The organism is Gemmobacter caeruleus (assembly GCF_008271655.1).
Classification (GTDB): Bacteria; Pseudomonadota; Alphaproteobacteria; order Rhodobacterales; family Rhodobacteraceae; genus Gemmobacter; species Gemmobacter caeruleus.
This window is the reverse complement of the sequence record NZ_VKKX01000004.1, coordinates 36,009-53,676: the sequence shown is the minus strand read 5'-3', so window position 1 is coordinate 53,676 and position 17,668 is coordinate 36,009. Positions and strand designations below refer to the sequence as shown.

General features: G+C 66.8%; 16 protein-coding genes. 4 read left to right on the top strand and 12 right to left on the bottom strand.

Features of this window, described 5'->3' with window-relative positions:
* Nucleotides 1–260 precede the first annotated feature (260 nt).
* From FOA17_RS01245 to FOA17_RS01230, 4 genes are read left to right on the top strand one after another with little or no spacing between them, the layout of a single operon-like run.
* Nucleotides 261–2,273, top strand: a complete 2,013-nt coding sequence (locus FOA17_RS01245; protein ID WP_149139694.1) for an ATP-binding protein — start codon at nt 261–263, stop codon at nt 2,271–2,273.
* Between the two features lie 51 nt (nt 2,274–2,324).
* Complete coding sequence (locus tag FOA17_RS01240) at nt 2,325–3,275, top strand: helix-turn-helix transcriptional regulator (RefSeq protein WP_149139693.1); 951 nt, start codon at nt 2,325–2,327, stop codon at nt 3,273–3,275.
* 32 nt (nt 3,276–3,307) lie between these two features.
* Nucleotides 3,308–4,054, top strand: coding sequence for a hypothetical protein (locus tag FOA17_RS01235; RefSeq protein WP_149139692.1), 747 nt, complete (start codon nt 3,308–3,310; stop codon nt 4,052–4,054).
* Nucleotides 4,051–4,638 carry a hypothetical protein gene (locus FOA17_RS01230; protein WP_074969950.1) on the top strand — a complete coding sequence of 196 codons (588 nt, stop codon included), beginning with the start codon at nt 4,051–4,053 and terminating at the stop codon, nt 4,636–4,638. Before FOA17_RS01235 ends, FOA17_RS01230 begins: the two co-directional genes overlap by 4 nt.
* Nucleotides 4,639–4,772: 134 nt before the next feature.
* On the opposite strand, the gene FOA17_RS01225 is transcribed toward FOA17_RS01230, so the two are convergent.
* From FOA17_RS01225 to FOA17_RS20255, 12 genes are all read right to left on the bottom strand, one after another.
* Nucleotides 4,773–5,333 carry a hypothetical protein gene (locus FOA17_RS01225; RefSeq protein ID WP_083412889.1) on the bottom strand — a complete coding sequence of 187 codons (561 nt, stop codon included), beginning with the start codon at nt 5,331–5,333 and terminating at the stop codon, nt 4,773–4,775.
* 330 nt (nt 5,334–5,663) lie between these two features.
* Complete coding sequence (locus FOA17_RS20260; RefSeq protein ID WP_269458819.1) at nt 5,664–5,792, bottom strand: hypothetical protein; 129 nt, start codon at nt 5,790–5,792, stop codon at nt 5,664–5,666.
* 22 nt (nt 5,793–5,814) lie between these two features.
* Complete coding sequence (locus FOA17_RS01215; RefSeq protein ID WP_074969954.1) at nt 5,815–6,060, bottom strand: hypothetical protein; 246 nt, start codon at nt 6,058–6,060, stop codon at nt 5,815–5,817.
* Entirely contained in the window at nt 6,057–6,731 is a 675-nt protein-coding gene (locus FOA17_RS01210; RefSeq protein ID WP_149139691.1) for a YcbK family protein, read from the bottom strand. Before FOA17_RS01210 ends, FOA17_RS01215 begins: the two co-directional genes overlap by 4 nt.
* A 73-nt stretch (nt 6,732–6,804) precedes the next feature.
* On the bottom strand, nt 6,805–7,113 hold the full coding sequence (locus FOA17_RS01205; RefSeq protein WP_068767754.1) for a hypothetical protein: 309 nt from the start codon (nt 7,111–7,113) through the stop codon (nt 6,805–6,807).
* 33 nt (nt 7,114–7,146) lie between these two features.
* Nucleotides 7,147–9,069 carry a DUF2793 domain-containing protein gene (locus FOA17_RS01200; protein WP_149139690.1) on the bottom strand — a complete coding sequence of 641 codons (1,923 nt, stop codon included), beginning with the start codon at nt 9,067–9,069 and terminating at the stop codon, nt 7,147–7,149.
* Between the two features lie 11 nt (nt 9,070–9,080).
* The gene (locus FOA17_RS01195; RefSeq protein ID WP_149139689.1) at nt 9,081–13,079 is read right to left on the bottom strand and encodes a baseplate multidomain protein megatron; all 3,999 of its coding nucleotides are present in this window, start codon (nt 13,077–13,079) and stop codon (nt 9,081–9,083) included.
* Between the two features lie 9 nt (nt 13,080–13,088).
* Nucleotides 13,089–13,535, bottom strand: coding sequence for an NlpC/P60 family protein (locus FOA17_RS01190; protein WP_238991683.1), 447 nt, complete (start codon nt 13,533–13,535; stop codon nt 13,089–13,091).
* Entirely contained in the window at nt 13,532–14,416 is an 885-nt protein-coding gene (locus FOA17_RS01185; RefSeq protein WP_149139688.1) for a DUF2163 domain-containing protein, read from the bottom strand. Before FOA17_RS01185 ends, FOA17_RS01190 begins: the two co-directional genes overlap by 4 nt.
* Nucleotides 14,413–15,039 (bottom strand): DUF2460 domain-containing protein, encoded by a 627-nt coding sequence (locus tag FOA17_RS01180; RefSeq protein WP_149139687.1) that lies wholly within the window; start codon nt 15,037–15,039, stop codon nt 14,413–14,415. The genes FOA17_RS01185 and FOA17_RS01180 overlap by 4 nt, the downstream gene beginning before the upstream one ends.
* A gap of 9 nt (nt 15,040–15,048) precedes the next feature.
* A complete protein-coding gene (locus tag FOA17_RS01175) occupies nt 15,049–17,511 on the bottom strand; it encodes a phage tail tape measure C-terminal domain-containing protein (RefSeq protein ID WP_149139686.1) in 2,463 nt (820 codons plus the stop codon).
* The gene (locus tag FOA17_RS20255; RefSeq protein ID WP_420841669.1) at nt 17,504–17,665 is read right to left on the bottom strand and encodes a DUF7697 family protein; all 162 of its coding nucleotides are present in this window, start codon (nt 17,663–17,665) and stop codon (nt 17,504–17,506) included. The genes FOA17_RS01175 and FOA17_RS20255 overlap by 8 nt, the downstream gene beginning before the upstream one ends.
* Nucleotides 17,666–17,668: the final 3 nt, after the last annotated feature.

Genomic DNA, 17,668 nt, shown 5'->3' with positions numbered 1-17,668 from the left:
GGCTCATAACCTGAAGGCCGCAGGTTCAAATCCTGCCCCCGCAACCAAATCTCTCAAATATGTCAGATACTTAGAACCCGACGTAAATCGTCGGGTTTTAGGCATTTCGGTTTACATCAACGCCACATCAACACGACACCAGAAAAACCGCAACGGCGCGCATAAGCCCGCATTGGCAGGCATCACCGGGCTTCGCCGTTCGATACGTCCGTTTCTGACGTGCGCGTACTGCATCCTCTCTTCATCAACGGAGAGAGAAGATGACCACGGAAAAACATCTCGCACTCGAACTCGTCGCGGTCCTCGCCGATCGCTTCGGCCCCGGCAGCAAGGTGGCCAAGGAGGTGCCGGGCTGGATCGAATACCTGACCGACGTCGAATGCCCGGAACGGCCGCGAACCCGGCCAGGGGCGGCCTGGTGGGGGAGAGTACGCGGTCTTCTGGAGGAGCTGCGTGGCGGTGATGATCCACGCGAGGAAAACCTCGTCCGGATCAACGCGGCGCGCCTCGGGCAGCACTTCGGCCTGACCGACGTGGAGGCGCGGATCCTCGAGTTCTTCGCCAGCTATCGCAGCTTCGACATGTTCGAGCATGTGGTCGACCGGGCACTCCAGACGCAGGACGTGACGCTGCCGTTCCTGATCGCCCAGTTCGCCGGTGCCGATCACACTGCCGTCCGTGCGGCGCTTCGGCCAGATGGTCGGCTGCGGACTTCGGGGCTCTTGCAGAACGACGGGCGCAACTGGTCGCGCCAGTCGATCCCCTACACGGTATCGGATCGCCTCGCCGGTGCGCTGATGGCCGACTTCGGCAACATCGAAGAACTCGTCGCGCTCCTGTTCCCGCCCGCACCGCCGCCCGAAGCGGAATGGGGCGACTTCACGGGGCTGGGCGACAGTGCAGCCATCATGCGCAAGCTCCTGCAGAAGGCCCTCGCCGAGGGTACGCGCGGGGTGAACATCCTGCTCTACGGGCCGCCGGGGACGGGCAAGACCGAATTCTGCAAGGTTCTGGCCCGTGAACTTGGCGCCAGCCTGCGCGCGGTCGGCGAGGCGGACGACAGCGGCGAAGAACCGTCGCGGGGCGAGCGACTGGCCGAACTGGGCATCGCGGGTCGGATGCTGGCGTCGAGGCGTGACACCGTCCTGCTGCTGGATGAAATGGAAGATTTGTTTGGAGGTCGGCCCGTTCTTCCCTTCTTCCGGCCGGAGCGGACGTCGAAAGTCTTTGCCAACCGGCTCCTGGAAACCAATCCGGTCCCGACCCTCTGGACGACCAATTCGATCGAGACCTGCGATCCGGCCTTTCTGCGCAGGATGGCCTTCTCGGCCGAGATGCGCCCGCCCGCAGGGCCAATCCGCAAACGGATCTGGCAGCGCCTGGCGGATCGGCATGTGGCAATCGAAGATGCCGCGGCGATCACGTCGCTCGCGGAATCCCACAATCAGCCACCGGCGCTGGTGGCAGACGCGATGCGGGTCGCGCGGGCCTGCGGCGGCGGGATCGACACCTTCGAGCAGGTTCTCGGGGCGTCGGCCAAGGTGACCAATGGCGGTGTCGCGCCGCCGCCCCGCCACCACTCCGAGGTGCCGTGGGTTCCGACGCTGGCCAACACCGATACCAGCCTGACCCTGCTGGAAGCGCGACTGGCCGCCACCCCCAAACCGCTGCGGCTGTCCTTCTGCCTCGACGGTCCGGCCGGAACGGGCAAGAGCGCCTGGGCCCGCCACCTCGCGCGGCAACTGGGCCTGCCGGTCATCGAGAAGCGGGCCTCGGACCTGCTGTCGATGTGGGTCGGCGGCACCGAGCAGGCGATTGCCCGCGCCTTCGCGGATGCCCGGGCCGAGGGGGCGCTGCTGATCTTCGACGAGGCCGACAGCCTGCTTGCCGACCGGCGCAATGCTGTCCGTCAGTGGGAGGTGAGCCAGGTCAACGAGATGCTGACCTGGATGGAGAGCCATCCGCTCCCCTTAGTCTGCACCACCAACCTGGCGGAACACCTCGACCCGGCAACGCAGCGGCGCTTCACCTTCCGCATCCGGTTCGACTGGCTGCGCCCGGATCAGTTACCGCTTGCCTGGGCCGCGCACTTCGCGGCGCCGGTCCCGGCAGAGGTCGCGGCGCTGGACCGGCTGGCCCCGGGCGACTTCGCCAATGTCGCCCGCCGGATCCGCGCCCTTGGTAAGGAAGACACGACGACCATCCTCGCCGAACTGCGGCGCGAGTCCGCGGCGAAGGAAGGCGCTGCCCGGCCCATCGGCTTCGGCCGTTGACAGGGCGCGACCGCAACGGCCAAAGTCGGAGCCAGAGGCAAATGAGGCATCATGCGCTATTCCCGTCAGGAAGATCTGCTGCGGCTGGCCGTGATGATGCAGGGCTCGGCCGAAGGTGTCTCGATTGCCGACATCGAACAGACCTTCGGCGTGTCCCGGCGCACGGCCGAGCGGATGCGCGATGCCGTGCTGCGCGCCTTCCCCCAGCTCGAGGAGCGTCCGGGCGAGAACGGCCAGAAATACTGGCGCTTTCCAGCTGGCACGCTGGGAAAGATGGTGGAACCCACCATCGACGAACTGACGGCCGGGCACCGGGCCGCTAGCATCGCACGGCGCGAGGGCGACCTCGACACCGCCGAAACGCTGGAACGGCTGCTGTCCAAGGTGCAGGCGATGTTCCGCGAGGACCGCCGCCGTCGCGTCGCTGCCGACCTCGAGGCGCAGCTGATGGCCGATGGCGTCGCCTTCCGCCCCGGTCCTCGCGAACGCATTGACCCCGACATCCTGCGCAAGCTGCGCGAGGCGATTCTTGCCGGGGCGATGATCTCGGCCGACCACCGCGCCCGTGCTTCGGGCAAGCTGTCGCGCGACACCCGGCTTGGCCCGATCGCCATGCTGTTCGGTGAGGGTCGGCAATACCTGCTGGCTTGGAGCGAATACCAAGACGACCTGCGCCTGTTTGCCTTGGCCGGCTTTGAGCGCATCGCGTTGGAGGATGACATCTATGAGCGCCCCGAGGGCTTCGACCTGCAGGACTGGCTGGCCGAAAGCTTCGGCATCTGGCGCGAAGAGCCGCAGGACGTGGAATGGCGCTTTCTGCCCGAAGTCGCGGACGAGGCGGCGACCTATGTCTTTCATCCGAAGCAGGAAACGGAGCGGCTGCCCAACGGCTCGCTGGTGGTGCGGTTCCGGGCTGGCGGGCGGCAGGAAATGGAATGGTATGTGGCCAGATGGGGGGAGAATGTGGAAGTCGTATCAAAAGGAAACCTGAATGATATGTGACCGGAAATCTCAAGGCATGACGGGGGTGGGTAATGTTTCATGCGATAAACGCAAGAAAAGCTAGGCTCGATCGGGTGATAGACGGCGTTGGAAAGCAGCCGCGCGAGGATTTGATAACCTCGGCGCTGTTTGGCACGATCCAGTTTCTTTCCGCACCTGCGCAGAAGTTGGCACTGAAGGCACTGATCGGTCAGGAATTGCGTGGTGACGCAGAAATCTTTCTCTGGCCGTATCTGAGGCACCCGGAAGAAAATGCAGAGCCGGATGTGGTCCTGAGAATTCGCACTGATGATGGCCCTGCCTATTGGATCGTGGAGGTGAAGTGGGGCGCACCTCTCGGTGATGAGCAAGTCGGTCGTGAAGTCCGGACACTTCGTGATGGCGAATGTCTCCGCGGCGGCCTGCCCGCTGAAAATCGGAACGTGATTGGCTATACTCTGCTCGGAGCGGAGATGAAGCATACGGAAGCCATGCAGGTAGCCGAGGGAGAGTTTTCCAAACTGACATTCCATAGCCTGACATGGCCAGCGGTAACAGAGCGGCTGCGCCGTCTGTCCACCGAAAAAAATGACGATCCCGGATTGATTTCGTGGACCAGAACGGCTGAAGATTTTCTCAGGGGCACTCCGAAGGGAAGTGTGCTGGGATCATGGCCTCCTGATATCATGATGCCGCCGGCCGCAAGTTTTACTTTCGCAGCAGGCAGGCAGTTTGATCCCGGAAATGCGGTCGGATCAGTACCTGCAGCGCAATTCAATTTTACCGAGAGGCACAAATGACCACTGACGAAGCCATCTGGCAATCTGCCCAGAATCTGTTGAGATCTTCTGAAAACCTCGACAAGCTCTGCGAGGCATTCAGTGTGATCGAATGCGACGAGAAGAAACTTGTTATAGAGCATTCTGATGAAGGTTCTCAGGATAGTGGATGGATATATCCGGTCTGGGAGGCTTATTACAAAGTCAGGCAGGCACCAAACGGGAAAAAGAAGGATGTCGGTTGGATAACTCTGGCCATCCAGCTTACCTGCGACGTTGGCGTTGAGGGCGACTGGCAACACGGAAAACGCGCCAAGGTTCTTGCGGCGTATGCGCCGTCCAGAGATTTTGAGGACGCATGGGGGTTTGATAGCGAAGGCCCCAACTCGTCAGGCTATATCGAGGAGTGCGTCACCGACGAGTATCGCTGGCTTCACTCAGACGAGGTAAGCTGGCTTTTCGCAGTTCCCCTTGATGCCCTGATCAGCACGGATGATGTGGAAAAATATATTACCACGCCGATGCGGCGACTTGTGGAAGGCGAAAACCCTGTTGAGGTGCTTGGAGCGATTCGCGAAAAGCTGTGTCTGCCGCCGCGCCCCTAAGCTATCGTCGCCGGATCGGGACATCGCGCCCGGTCCGGCAGACGACAGCCTGATCTGTGTCCGGTTTCGCGATTTGATTTCTGGTTCCAATTTCTTCGCCCCTCGCAGCCCTTTTTGCTGCTAACATAGGTCGATCATTCTGCGACCGTCTCCACACCCTCAGCCATCTGATGCAAACGAGACGGAGGCAGCATCAATGCCTCCAACTCTGCCTGATCCGGGGTGACCGGCGCAAAATCCCACTGATCAACGCCGACATTCACCTGACCCTCGGCACCGCGCCAGCGGGTGTGGACATGACCGAAAAGCTGGATCGCTCCGGCCCGCGCGCCGTTCCAGGTGACCAGCGGATAGTGGCACAGGACAAAGCGGCGCTCTCCGATGCCTATCTCGACCAGATCGTGAACCGATGCCCATGGCAGCGCGCGAACCAGCCAGTCGGGATCGTGATTGCCGCGCACCAGATGTTTCCGCCCCGGCAGCGCGGCAAAACCCGCCTGCGCGGCCATGCGTCCGGCGTCGGACTCGCAGGCGGCGAAGTCTCCGATGATCCACAGGTCGTCATCGGGTCCAACCACGCCCGCACGAGCAATCATCGCGGCGTCCATCGCCTCAACCGAGGCAAAGGGCCGGTCGAAGAAGCGCCGCACCGGGTCATCCGCGAAATGGGTGTCGGCAGTGAAGAAATGGGCCATGCGTTCTCCTTGGGGCAGGGCGGGGTGGCGTAGGTACGGTAACCTGCATCGGGGGCGTTGCCATGCCAAGATGAGGTCGTAATGCACCCGTTTCCTGCGCCAAGGAGGTTATGGCGCTTTGAGCGTGCAGGAAACCGCATAGGCCCCGTTCTCCTGATGTGCACAATTGTGCTCATCTCGCCGTGGGACAGACCGGAGCTTGCCGTGCGATGATCCCTGCGCAGCGAATCCCTGCCGCTTTTTGAAACTGTGAATCCGTGAACCGGGCCGGGCATGGTGCTGCGGTCGAGGCGTCTGGTGCTTCCCGCATGGCAATGCCCGGCCCGGTATTCACCTGCAGGCCCGCGCCTGATCGCGCAGGACGGCGTAATCGCTCATCATCCGCACCAGCACGGCTTCTTCCGGCATCGCCTCGACCTCGACCGCAGCGCGGGTCTGCTCGGCGGTGCTGTATTCCACCACCGGCGGGCAAGGGGCACTGTCAGAACCTGCCGTCGCGCAGCCGCTCAGCCAGAGCATCGCGATCAGGGGGGCGGCGGCTGGCGGCATCGAGCATCTGGCGGTGGATGGCATGGTTTCTCTCTCTGGCTTCAAGGCGTTCGGCGGCGCGCCCGGCACGCTCCCCGGCGCGGCGCAGATTCAGCAGGAACAGCAGGGTCGTCGCCGCTCCGAGGATCAGGCCCAGCGCCTTGCGCGCCGGGCCGCGGGTGAAGAGCCAGCCGATCATCTCTGGCCCCGCTTCCAGTCGTCGAGCCGGGCGTGGATGGTGACCGCGATGCCGATCAGCGCGATGGCGATCAGCACCCAGCGCAGCGTGTCGAGGTAGGGCACCAGCGGCTGGATGGTGGACTGGGTCTCGGCGAGAACGTCCTGCAGTACCTCGACCCCAGCTGCGCCGACCGTGGCGGCACCGGCCGCCCCGCCGCCACGTAGCGTGCGGCTTGCCGACAGCACTTCGCGCGCCAGTGGCAGTTCAGGTGCAAAAGGCACCGGCCGCGCCGGGAACGGATCGCCCCACGAACGAGCGGGCCCAAGGTCGATGTGCATGAAGCCGGAGCGGGGATAATACCCGAACCCCAGGAAGCCAACCGCCCGCGCTGCTACCTCGAAGGCTGCGGGATCATGGTTCGCCATGGCGATGTCGAAGGCCGTTCCCTGCATGTGCTTCGAGGCAGGGGCCCCGCCGACGGCGCGGTTGTGTTCGGGGCTGCGATAGGCAGAGCGGACGATCAGCGGCTTGCCCAACCGGTCGCGCAGGGCCTGCAGCTTGTCCATGGCTTCGGTGTTGATCTTGATCGCGCCGGTGCCGCGGCAGGCAATCTCGGCGGCAGAGAAATTCGGCCAGCGCCAGGCGTGTGTGGGCACATCGCGCCAATGGGGGTAGGTCAGGGTCGGCATGGTGGATCCTCCAGATGAAAAAACCCGCCTCTGGGGCGGGGGATGTGGTCGTCGTGGTATGGTCGCCAGGCGGTCAGTCGGATCGGCCGCGCTGGAAGGCGTCGAAGAGCATGTCCCGCATCGAGCGGATGTCGGTCTCTATCCGGTCGAGGCGGTCGCCATCGACCTTGCGATCCTCGCTGCGCTGCTTGTCAGTCCGGTCGCGTTCGGTGATGAGTTCGCGATCAAGACGATCCAGCAGGGCCTCGTTGGTGAAAGCCTTGCGCGTGATCGCCGCGATCAGGGCCATGGTGCCGCCGATCAGGGCGGTCAGCGCGGCGGTGATCCCGTGGTCCCGAAAGGCCCGCGCGACCTCCCCGGCGAGAGTGGTCTGGTCGTTCATGGTGGTCCTTTCATTGCCGCGAGGCGCGGTCGGTCAGAAATCCGTCTCGACATAGACCCCAGCGCAGTCGTAAGCGACTGCGGCGGCCGTGGCGCCGGTACTCAGGAACAGCCGCGGCGACAGGAATTGCGTCGCGGCGGGCAGGTCGGTGGTGATCTCCTGCTCGAAGATCGCGCCTGAGACCTCGTCGACGACGCGCACCCAGACCGAACTGCCATTCGGCGGGGTGGCGATGAAGAGCGTCAGCACGCCGCCTGTGGCGATGGCGAAGCTCGCGCCCATGTCGGTCAGGGTCGGAGCCCCGGTGCCGTCGTTTGCGACCAGCTGCCAGCGGGTGTGGGTGCCGCGCTGAAAGCCGATGCCGATACAGTTGACGACGGCGGCCAGCGTCAGCGTGATGGCGAGTGCTGCGGTTGATCCATAGAGCCCGAAGAACCCCATGCCTGTCGCCTGCAGCGTCGTCAGCGAGATACGCGTCACGAAGGTCCAGCCGCCGAGGCCCGCCGCATTGCCGCGCCAGCAAGCCCAGCCAGCGGATCGCTGATCGGAGACCGAGTCCGCGATCGCCGCCGATGTCAGACGCCAGCGGCGCATCGAGGCGGCGAGGTTCGTGACGGCCAGCGTGGGATGCGAGACCGTGCCGACCGAGGTGACGGGCAGGCCTTCGCTGGTGATCGTCGTGCCGGTGGAGGGCGCCCAGTTGGCGATCCGGTTCACCCCGAAATGCGGCTGCAGGGGGAAGTCCCGCCCCGAGGGGCGCATCACGTCGATCCACGGCGCCCCGGCGCGGTTGCGGGCGTAGACGGCGGCCTTCCCTGCGGGCGGCGGGGTCGGCGCAGCGCTCAGCCCCGGCAGAACTGTCGGCTGCGGCAGTTCCACCTGGCCGCTGGTGCGATCGATCCGGATCGCGTCGAAGAAGGCCGAGCCATCCGGGCTGACCTTGAAGCTGAAATCGTCATTGCCAAGGAGACCGATCAGCGCCCGAGCCGAAAACCCGGTCTTGAAGGCAAAGGCAGCGTCATTGCCTGCGGCGGCTTTGTTCACCGTCGCCTCGATCCCCGCGCCAGCGTTGTTCAGCAGCACTGCGGGCGTGTTGACCGACAGCCGGTTGTAGCTGTCGGCCGTCGCCCCGCCGAGGCCCAGAAGCTGCGCGGTCAGGTTCGCCTGCGGCATGCCGACCTGCGTCACGGCATTGGCGAAGGTGACCGAGGGGGTGTTGATGACGGTCGTGCCGCCCGCCCCGGCGGTCGCCGAGCCGATGTTCACGACCGTCGTTGATCCGGACGCGCCGCCCGTGCCGAGGTTCACGGTCTTGGTCACGCCCGTGGTCGTGGCGCCGGTGCCCATCCCGTAGGTGGCGGTCGTCGTGGCCGTCCCGATGCTGGCCGACCCCGCCGACACCGTCACGGTTCCGGATGCTGTCAGCGTGCCAGAGAAGGTCTTGTTGCCGGTGAATGTCTGGGTGCCTGCGAGGATCGCCAGTTCGGAAGACGTGTTCGGCAGGGTGAAACTGCGCGTCGTCCCGGCGCTGATCCCTGCCAGCGAGAAGGTCGCCTTCTTCGTCGGATCTGCGTCGTTCACCAGGCTGAAGACCGCGTCCGACACATCGCGGGGCTCGCCCACCACATCCCAGGCGCTGCCGGTCCAGACGAGGAACAGGCCCTCGGCCGCGACCCAAGTGAGCCAGCCGATGCGCGGCACCAGCCGGATCCACGCGCCGTCCACCCAGAAGGCGATGTTCAGATCCCATCCGGCCCAGAGGCCGGTCGCGCCCGAAGCGACCAGATGCCGGTTTCCGTCGGCCGGGCTGGCAGGCGGGGCCGTCCGTGTGCGATCGAGGACGGAGAGCTGCACCATGGCATCGAGCAGGCGCAGAGCCTCGTTGTGGGTGACATGCTTCTGGGCTTGGGCGGCCAGAAGATACGGCAGGCCCAGATGAGTCGTGGTATCGGACATGGGAAATCCCGTCAGAACTGGAGGGTCACGGACGCGGGCGTGCCGCGGCCGAGGCGGCTCGAGAGCTGGTAGATGCGGATCGCCAGCGTCTGGCCGGGCCCGAGCGGCGCGCCCCAATCGGAAGTCTGCTGCGCGGCGGTGTAGAGGACGGAGGGCGTGCTGCTGGTCAGCGTGCGCTTGATCGCAGCGCCGTCGAGGATTTGCACATCGTAGGACTCAACGTCTTCGTCCAGCGGCACCTCGACCTGTTCCCAGGCATCGGCGACCAGCGCGCGGGAGCGCCGCGTCCAGCGGATGGTCAGATCGCTTGGGGCGCGCGCGACCCGCCACGGCTGTTCGAGATGGACCGGGTAGAAGGGCACAAGACCCCGCCCGGTCGGGGTGAAGCCCAGCGCAGCATAGCTGTCATCCGTGACAGAACGCGCGGCTGGACCCACACGCCAGTTCCAAGGCAAGCCAAGGTCAGCCTCGGCGATGGGCAGGGAGGCTAGTGTCGTGTCCAGCACCACGACCCGCGCCCCGGCCGGTGTCGGATTGCCCATGGCATGTTCCGTTCCGCGCTGGCCGCGTAGGAGGCGGGACAGGCGATAGCGGCCGGGTGCGACCAGTTCTGCCTGACCCACTTGCACGATCTCCCATTGGCCAGCCGTACTCTCGACCGCCAGCGCATTGACCCCGCCGAACAGCGCAACATCCGTCACGCTCTCCAGCGTTCCCGACAGGAGATCGACGACCAGCGCGTTGCCCAGATCGAAGCGCGAGGTTGGGCCGGGAAAGAAGTCGAAGGCCAGCGTGCCGATCCGGGCCCGACTGCCGAAGGTGGTCAGCAGGTTGAAACCATCCGTTGAGGCGCTGCGGAAGACCGCGATCTCGCCGGGCCAGGGGCTGGCATGCGCGGCAATCAGGGGGCGATGCGCAGGCTGGTCCTCAGAGATCTGCGGGAGGTCCAGCATCACCACATCCGGCGTGCCGAAGACGACGGGGCTGGCGAGCGAGGCCGGTCGGGGATCGCCGGGCGGCAGGTCGTAGGCGGCCCGATCCTGGCGGACGGCTTCGATCCCGCGCGCCTCGGCATCGGCGACGGAGACGAGGCGGAATTCCACCTCACGGCCATCATGCGCCAGCCGGATCACGTCGGCTGGATCGAGGGCCAGTCGCGAGGGTGGCAGGCGGAAGGTGGCGCTTTCCCGGCCGATCCAGGCTTCCATCAGCGCACGGCGGCAGCGGCGTTCGGCTTCCTCGGGCGGGATTGCCATGGGGAAGGACTCGGAAGCGATGCGCGTCGTATCGACCGTGATGCGGCGGGCCTCGACGAGGGCGGCGTCATAGTCCTCATCCGCCCGCGCCACCTGCCACTTCAGGGCCTGCGGCAGTTCGGTCTCCTGGCCGCGGGTCAGCTCGAAAGCCTCGCCCTCGCGGCTGGCGACGAGATCATCCACCGTGAGGGTCAGGCTGGACGCCCGCCCGCGCATGACGAAGCGGATCATGCCCTCCGTCTCGATGGCGTCGAAGCCGAAGTGGCGGGCCAGCGTGGAAATCGATGCGCGGGGGCTTTCCAGCGCGCCGATCACATAACCCTCGACTGCACCCCAGAGGCCGCTGACGTCGATTAACGCCTCATTGAGCCCGGCGCGCAGGCAAAGATGGCGCACGAGCGCGGCCAATGACACCGCGCCGAGCCTGCCCGTCAGCCAGTGACCTAGCCGCCAGTTCGGACCATCCGTCCAGATCCCGGTCAGTTCGGGAAAGAACGGATAGGGTCGGGCATCCCAGGTCCAAGCGGCGCATTCGGGGACATGCACCATCCGGCCGCCGTAAATGGCCGAAACCGGATTATTGGCTGGGGCGTCCCACCAGAGGTAGCTCGCCTCGAGATAGGCGCGCTGGATCGCATCGTCGCGCCAGCCGCGGGAGAAGTGAGGCGTGAAGCTCTCGGACGACTTCGGGTCGAAGAAGACGTTCGGCTGGTTGGTGCCCCGGTCTATGGCGGGGCACCCCAGTTCGGTGAACCAGACAGGCTTGGATTGCGGCACCCATGCCGTCGGCGTGCCGCTCTCCACCCCGCCCGGCCGGTTGAAATGCGGGTTTGACCACCAGGCCCGCAGATCCTTGTAGCGGAACACCCAGGGCTTGCCCGCGGCTCCATCGGTGATGGGCGTCCGGATCTGCGCCGACCGGTCGGCCGCGCTGGCATAGAACCAGTCGAAGCCCTCGCCGCCTGCGATGTTGGCCTGCAGGTAGCCGCGATCATGGATCGCAGGCCAACCTTGTAGGGCATCGGCATGGTCGAAGCCATCCCGCCAGTCGGAGAGCGGCATGTAGTTGTCGATGCCGATGAAATCGATGTTGGCATCGGACCAGAGCGGGTCGAGGTGGAAATAGACATCGCCGCTGCCGTCCCCCGGTTGGTGGCCGAAATACTCGGACCAGTCGGACGCATAGCCGACCTTGGTGCCCGGCCCGAGGATGGCCTTCACATCCGCCGCCAGCGCCTTGAAGGCGGTGACGGCCGGATAGGCGCTGGCGTTCGACCGGATCGTCGTCAGTCCACGCATCTCGGTCCCGATCAGGAAGGCATCGACCCCGCCCGCGACCGCGCAGAGATGGGCATAGTGCAGGATCATGCGGCGCAGGCCCCAGTCGCTGGACGGGCCGGTCCAGCTGACCGTGTCGCCAGAGATCGCGAACTGTGCCGGGGTGGCCGCGCCGAAGAAGGCCGAGATCTGCGTCGCCGCTGCGGCATTCTTGTCGACGGTCCCTGCGAATCCTGCCGCCGGGGAGCAGGTGATCCGGCCGCGCCAGGGGAAGCTGGGCTGGCCGGGCGCCGCGGCATTCGCGCTGTAGGGGTTCGGCAGCGTGTTGCCGGGCGGCACGTCCATCAGCAGGAAGGGATAGAAGGTCACCCGCAGCCCGCGCGCCTTAATCTCGCGGATCGCCTGCACCACCGCGAAATCTGCAGGCGTGCCGCCATACACCGGTCGGTCCTCGGCATCGCGGCTGACGAGATGGGCTGCAGCGCGGGAAACCCCGTTGACCGTCCAGACCTTGGGGCTGGTGACTTTCGCCGCCACCTCCACGCCTGGCTTGATCGTGCAGTTGCCCGCGCGCAGGTCGTTGCCGAACCAGGCGACGACAAGGCTGACGCTCTCGACGGCCGGGGCCATGGCCTGCAGGCGGTCCAGCGCCACGACGATGTCGGCTTCATCCGGCAACGCGTTCAGGTTCTCGGCCGAGGTGGTGCCGCCGGTCGTCTGGCCGAACACCGTGGCCGTGGCACCCACGGTCTTGCGCACGGCTTCGGTCGCATAGGTGAACTCGCCCGAGGCGGGGATCATTGTCACCGCCTTCACCAGCCCCTCGGCGGTGTCGGGATCCGCGAGCGGCCGGAAGACCTCGAAGCTGAGCTGCGGCAGACGGTTGCCGTATGTGGCGAGCGGCAATTCCTCGAAGATCACATAGGCCGTGCCGCGATAGGCCGGGGTGTTCGCCGCTTCCATCTTCGCCGCGATGAACGGATCGGCCGCTTGCGCCTCGTTCCCCGGATACCAGCGCCAGGTGATCCCGGTCATGTCGAGCGGCTTGCCGTCGGCCCAGATGCGCCCCATGCCGGTGATCGGGCCTTCACAAAAGGCGACTGCGAAGCTGGCGTAGTAGAGGTATTCCGTCGTCTGGACCCGGCCGCCGCCACTGCCCTTGCCGCCGCCCTGCGTGGTGGTTTTCGTCTCCTCGCGGAAATCCGTGGCCCAGATGATGTTGCCGCCAATGCGCATGCGCCCGTAGAGGCGCGGGATGATCGCGCCTTCCGTGGCCGAGGTGATCCGCAGGCTGTCGAGGCGCTGGCCCTCGATCTTCTGAGCAGGCGCCAGCGAGGACACGATCCAGCTGTCGACCACCGACCCGATGGTCGATCCGATGAAGCCGCCGATGGCTGCGCCAGAGAAGCCGAGGATCGCGCCCCCGAAGGCCCCGCCGATGGCGGAACCGACAGCGCCGAGGACTAAGGTGGCCATGGGAAAATCTCAGCGTGCAGGGAATTTGAAAGCGAAGGCGATGCGGCGTCGCCAGGTGGGTGTTAGCGGTTCCTCGATCACGCCGAGGCGTTCATAGGCGTGAAGGAAGGTGTCAGGACCGGTCAGGATGCCGACATGCTTGGCGATGGCGCGCGGCACCATCCGGAACAGGACCAGCGCACCGGGGCCTGCCGATTGCACCGGAACCTCCGGCATCATCTCCCTCGCCCCATCGGCCAGCACCTCGCGCGGCCCGGTTTCGCCCCAATCCCGGCTGTAGGGCGGTATCGGGAACGGCTCTGGCCCGACCACCTCGCGCCAGACGCCGCGCGCGAGGCCGAGGCAATCGCAGCCGACCCCGCGCAGGCTGGCCTGGTCGTGGTAGGGCGTGCCAAGCCACGACCGCGCGACGGCGATGACGCGGGCCGGATCGGCGGCCGGGACGGGCACGATCACAGCACCGCCCCCTCATGGCCGCCGTCTTTCGTCGCGTAGCGCAGGACCGCGTCCTGGCCCGGGATGTGGGGGAAGCCCCGGAAGTTGGCGACATTGGCGAACTTCGTCCCGCAGGTCGCGATACGCTTGTCGCAGCCCGCCCGGATCACGAAGGCATCCGTCGCCGTGATCGGACGCACCGGCGCTTCCAGCAGGGTCAGGATCGCCACGCCATCGACGAGGTCATGCGACAGCACCTCGACCCGCCGCCCGGCATTCGCGCCGGTCGACCATTCCACCAGCCCGAAGGCAAACCAGCCTGCCGAGAAGGTGCCAAGGCCGGAAGCGGTGAAGGCCCGATCCCGCAGTACGTCGATCACCGCGCCGCTTCTCTTGTAGACCGGGGCCTCGAGGTTTACGCCGCAGCGCGCATCGCCCAGCGCGGCGTCGCAACTCGCCTGAAACGTCCGCCCGACCGTCTGGCCAAGGATGTGCGCCAGCGACCGCACCTCGGCCACGAAGGCCAGCCGCCCGCGTCGGATCTGGCCGATGGCCCCTCGGCGCAGCAGCACGCGCTGCGCCGGGCTGGCCCAGTTCACCCGCCAGACCTCGACAACTGCGGCGTCCCAGCGTCCGTCGAGGATGTCCGTCTCGGTGATCCGGTCCGACGACAGCACGCCTTGCGCGTCCTGCGCGTCGACCGACAGGTCGGATCCCGACCGGACCTCTGACGCGGTCAGCCCGCTTTCCGGTTCGAACTCGGTGCCGTCGAACGACAGCGTTCGGTCGTGGTCGGTGAAGCCGAAGGTCACACCATCGGCGCGGGTGATGCGCCAGCACCACGCGAGCGTTGTCGTGCCGTCCTCGAGATGGGCCTGCAGCGCCGGGTTCAGGGATTTCATGTGCGGATTTCCAGAAGCGGGATGGAAGTGATCGAGCCGAGGCGTTCGAGGTCGAGCGTGACGTCGAGGGCGTCGGTGTCGAAGCGGACGGGGACGTCGAATTCGAAGCCTGCGGTGATGGACATGCCAGCGGCGGGCGCCGTGGTGAAGGTGATGAGACCGGTGGTCGTGGAAACCGACCAGCCGGAAGCCTGGGACGTGCCGTTCAAGGCGATGGTCACCGTTCCGGCGACGGGCTTGGTGATGGCCCGCGTCCAGGACTGCGCGCCCGAGGTGTAGCGTTTGGCCAGCTGGAACTGCGTGGCCGACCCGTTGCCAGTGCCGATGGTTTGATCGGTTGAGGCGGGCGTCTGTGACGGCAGGCAGGACTTGAAGTCGGCCCAGTCCTTGAAGCGGAAGCCGTGGAGGCGGCCATTCCTTGCCTCGAAAAAGGCGACGACCGCCGCCAGATCGTCGGCGCGGCGGATGCCGTAGGCGACGTCATAGCGGCGGCGGCTGTTGGCCCAGCTGGCGTTGCGCTCCTCGGCGCCGCTCGTCAATTCGACGATCTGTGTGCGCCGTTCGGGACCGCCACGCGCGCCCCGGCTGATGTTGTCCGGAAACCGGACCTCGTGAAATGCCATGGCGGTTCCTCACATGCCGCGGCGGCCGAGCGACACGGCGCGGGCGATGTCGCTGGCGACCTGCGTTCGCGACTGGCGGAAACTCTCGGCGTCGCGGGCGTTGATCGTGACATTGACCGTCGAGGCGCTGGCTTGGCCGTACCCTGCCGCCTCGCGCCGGGAAAGGACCCGCTCGCCCCGCTGCAGGATCGCGGGCACCTCGTCGGGCCGCAGACCGGCCCACCCCCCGCTGTGCATGCGCGGCGCGCCCGCGAAGGCCAAGGCAGGGACCATGCGGCCGGGACCAGGGGCGCCGACCATGCCGCCCGCATGCAGGATGTTTGCGAAGATCCCGCCCGCGCCGCCCAGCGCGCCGGAAAGGGCATTGGCGATGGGGCCGAGGATGAACCGCCGCGCCGCCAGCTTTGCGAGATCGGCAATCATCGAGGTGACCAGGTCGCGGAAGTCGAGCTTGCCGGTCTTCACGAAGTCACCGATGGCGTTCTCGGCGCTCTGGAAGGCGCCCACCAGCGCGCTGCCGATATCCCCACCGATGTCGCGCGCCTTGGCGGCATAGTCGGCGAGCGCGGCGGTGACTGCTTGCCAGCCAGTGAGGGCGGTGTCCGTGCCTTGCGCCGCAGCCGCCCCGGCGTCACGCGCGGCGCCGCCCGCGCCATCGGCCGCGGTGGCGGTGTCGTTCAGCCCGGAAGTCAGGGCATCGGCAGAAGCGGCGGCATCCGACAGAGCGGTTTCGGCTTCGGCCCCCGTGCCGGTCACGGCATCCTTCAGCGCCTGCCAGCTGGCGAGCGGCCGACCGGCAGCGTCAGCCAGCATTCCGGCCGCTTCGCGATAGCCATCTGCCCGGGCGCGGGCGTCGTCGGCCATGGTCCCGAGGCCGAGATCGGGCGGTTCGAGATAGCTGCGTGCCAGCGCGGCGGAGAAGGCATCCGCGGCGGCGGCACCGGCTGCGGTCGCGGCTCCCTCGAACGGATTGCCGATACGCCCCAGTTCCACAGGGTCGAGGATGCCGATCCTCACGCCGCCTTCGCCCGTGGCCCATTCGGGCAACAGCGCGAGGGCCGCGTTCAGGGTCTCGATGAAGCTGTTGATGCGCGTGACGACGCCGTTCAGCATCGCCTCGACGCCTGAGATCAGCCCATTCGCTGCCTGGAAGGCGAAGTCGCCGATAGCACCGGGCAGACTGCCCCAGATGGCGACGGCAGCGTCGTAGGCCCCCTGGAAGATCGCCGCCGTCCGGTCGCCGAAGCTGACGACGCCTGCAATGGTGCCTTCCAGCGCCGATAGTCCCGCCGCCTTCAGTCCCTCCCATCCGGCCGCCATCCGCGCGAGGGCCGCGTCCAAGGACAGGCCGATGCGCGACCAGACTTCGCGGGCCAGATCGCCGAGGAGGCGAAACGCCTCCCCTACGCCGCCGACCCGGGCGACAAGCTGCGAGAACTGATAGACCAGCTCGCCCGCCCCGACGATCAACGCCCCGATCCCGGTGCGGATCAGGGCGCCGCGGAGGAACACCAAGGTGGTGGCCAAGCCGCGCACGGACAGCGCGGCGGCGGCAAGCCCGGCCACCCAGCGCCCGGCCATGACAGCTGCGAAAGTGGCGGCGTAGGAGGCGAGACGGCCGAGGTTGCCGATCAGCGTGTCGATGGCCGAGCGCAGGATCCCGCCATCGGAGGCGAGCGCCACGAAGGCATTGGCCAGCGCCTCGATGGTCGGGGCCACGGCGACGGCGATGCGGTTGCGCAGGCCGTCGAACACGAGGGATACGGTGCCCAGAGCGAGTTGGGTGCGGCGTAGGGCTTCGAGCGCGTCGCTGTCCAGCACCGCGCCAAGGTCCGATGCCTGATCCCCAAGCCGGGCCATCTCGGCCCCGCCGTTGCGCAGTAGCGGCAGCAGGCGCGTGGCGTCCGATGCCATGGCCTCCAGATAGAAGGTCATTTCCTGCTGGCTGAGACCGGCGCGCTCGAGGGTATCGACGTAAAGTTGGAGGGCTTCGGGGCCGGAGAGGCGGGCGAACTGGTCGGCCGTGACGCCCACGCGCGGGGCGACATTTTCGAAGAAGTCCGCCATCGGCCCGCCGCCGGTCTGCAGGAAATCCCCCACCCGGTCGTTCACGTCTTTCAGGATGTCGGCGAGCTTCTCCTGCTCGATCCCGACCGTCCGCGCCCCGGCCGACCAGCGTTGCAGCGCCTCGGGGGTGGCATTGGCGACCTGCGCGAACTGCCGGATCTGCGCCGCGCTCTCGGCGGCGGAGCGGACGATCAGCCCGAGCGAGGCTGTAGCGGCCGCCGCCGCTGCACCCAGGGCAAGCCCCGCCCGGCGTGCAAAGGCGGCCAGCCGCGTGTTCGCCAGTTCCATCTCGCGCGACAGGCGGCCAAACCCGCGTGCTCCGGCCTCGCCGACGCCTTCCAGCTCGGCGCGCACCCGTCGTCCGCCCTCCGCCACAAGGCGGACGGAGACCCTCTTCTCAGCCATTCCGGCGTCCTTCCATCTGCTCGTTGAGTTTGCGCACCATCACCGCCTCGATCTCGGGCAGCAGTTCGGCGGTGATCAGTGCGTTGACGCCCAGCGCCTGTGCCAGCGCGAGGGCCGCCCCCATGTCCCATCCGATGACCGCCCCTGGCGCGATGCG

Bases quoted from the DNA above. Each gene is read 5' to 3' on its own strand.
- FOA17_RS01210 (WP_149139691.1), bottom strand. From the start codon at position 6,731: ATGCCGACCCTGACCTACCCCCATTGGCGCGATGTGCCCACACACGCC.
- FOA17_RS01200 (WP_149139690.1), bottom strand. From the start codon at position 9,069: ATGTCCGATACCACGACTCATCTGGGCCTGCCGTATCTTCTGGCCGCC.
- FOA17_RS01185 (WP_149139688.1), bottom strand. From the start codon at position 14,416: ATGAAATCCCTGAACCCGGCGCTGCAGGCCCATCTCGAGGACGGCACG.
- FOA17_RS01240 (WP_149139693.1), top strand. From the start codon at position 2,325: ATGCGCTATTCCCGTCAGGAAGATCTGCTGCGGCTGGCCGTGATGATG.
- FOA17_RS01245 (WP_149139694.1), top strand. From the start codon at position 261: ATGACCACGGAAAAACATCTCGCACTCGAACTCGTCGCGGTCCTCGCC.
- FOA17_RS01230 (WP_074969950.1), top strand. From the start codon at position 4,051: ATGACCACTGACGAAGCCATCTGGCAATCTGCCCAGAATCTGTTGAGA.
- FOA17_RS01180 (WP_149139687.1), bottom strand. From the start codon at position 15,039: ATGGCATTTCACGAGGTCCGGTTTCCGGACAACATCAGCCGGGGCGCG.
- FOA17_RS01225 (WP_083412889.1), bottom strand. From the start codon at position 5,333: ATGGCCCATTTCTTCACTGCCGACACCCATTTCGCGGATGACCCGGTG.
- FOA17_RS01195 (WP_149139689.1), bottom strand. From the start codon at position 13,079: ATGGCCACCTTAGTCCTCGGCGCTGTCGGTTCCGCCATCGGCGGGGCC.
- FOA17_RS01175 (WP_149139686.1), bottom strand. From the start codon at position 17,511: ATGGCTGAGAAGAGGGTCTCCGTCCGCCTTGTGGCGGAGGGCGGACGA.
- FOA17_RS01235 (WP_149139692.1), top strand. From the start codon at position 3,308: ATGTTTCATGCGATAAACGCAAGAAAAGCTAGGCTCGATCGGGTGATA.
- FOA17_RS01215 (WP_074969954.1), bottom strand. From the start codon at position 6,060: ATGATCGGCTGGCTCTTCACCCGCGGCCCGGCGCGCAAGGCGCTGGGC.
- FOA17_RS01205 (WP_068767754.1), bottom strand. From the start codon at position 7,113: ATGAACGACCAGACCACTCTCGCCGGGGAGGTCGCGCGGGCCTTTCGG.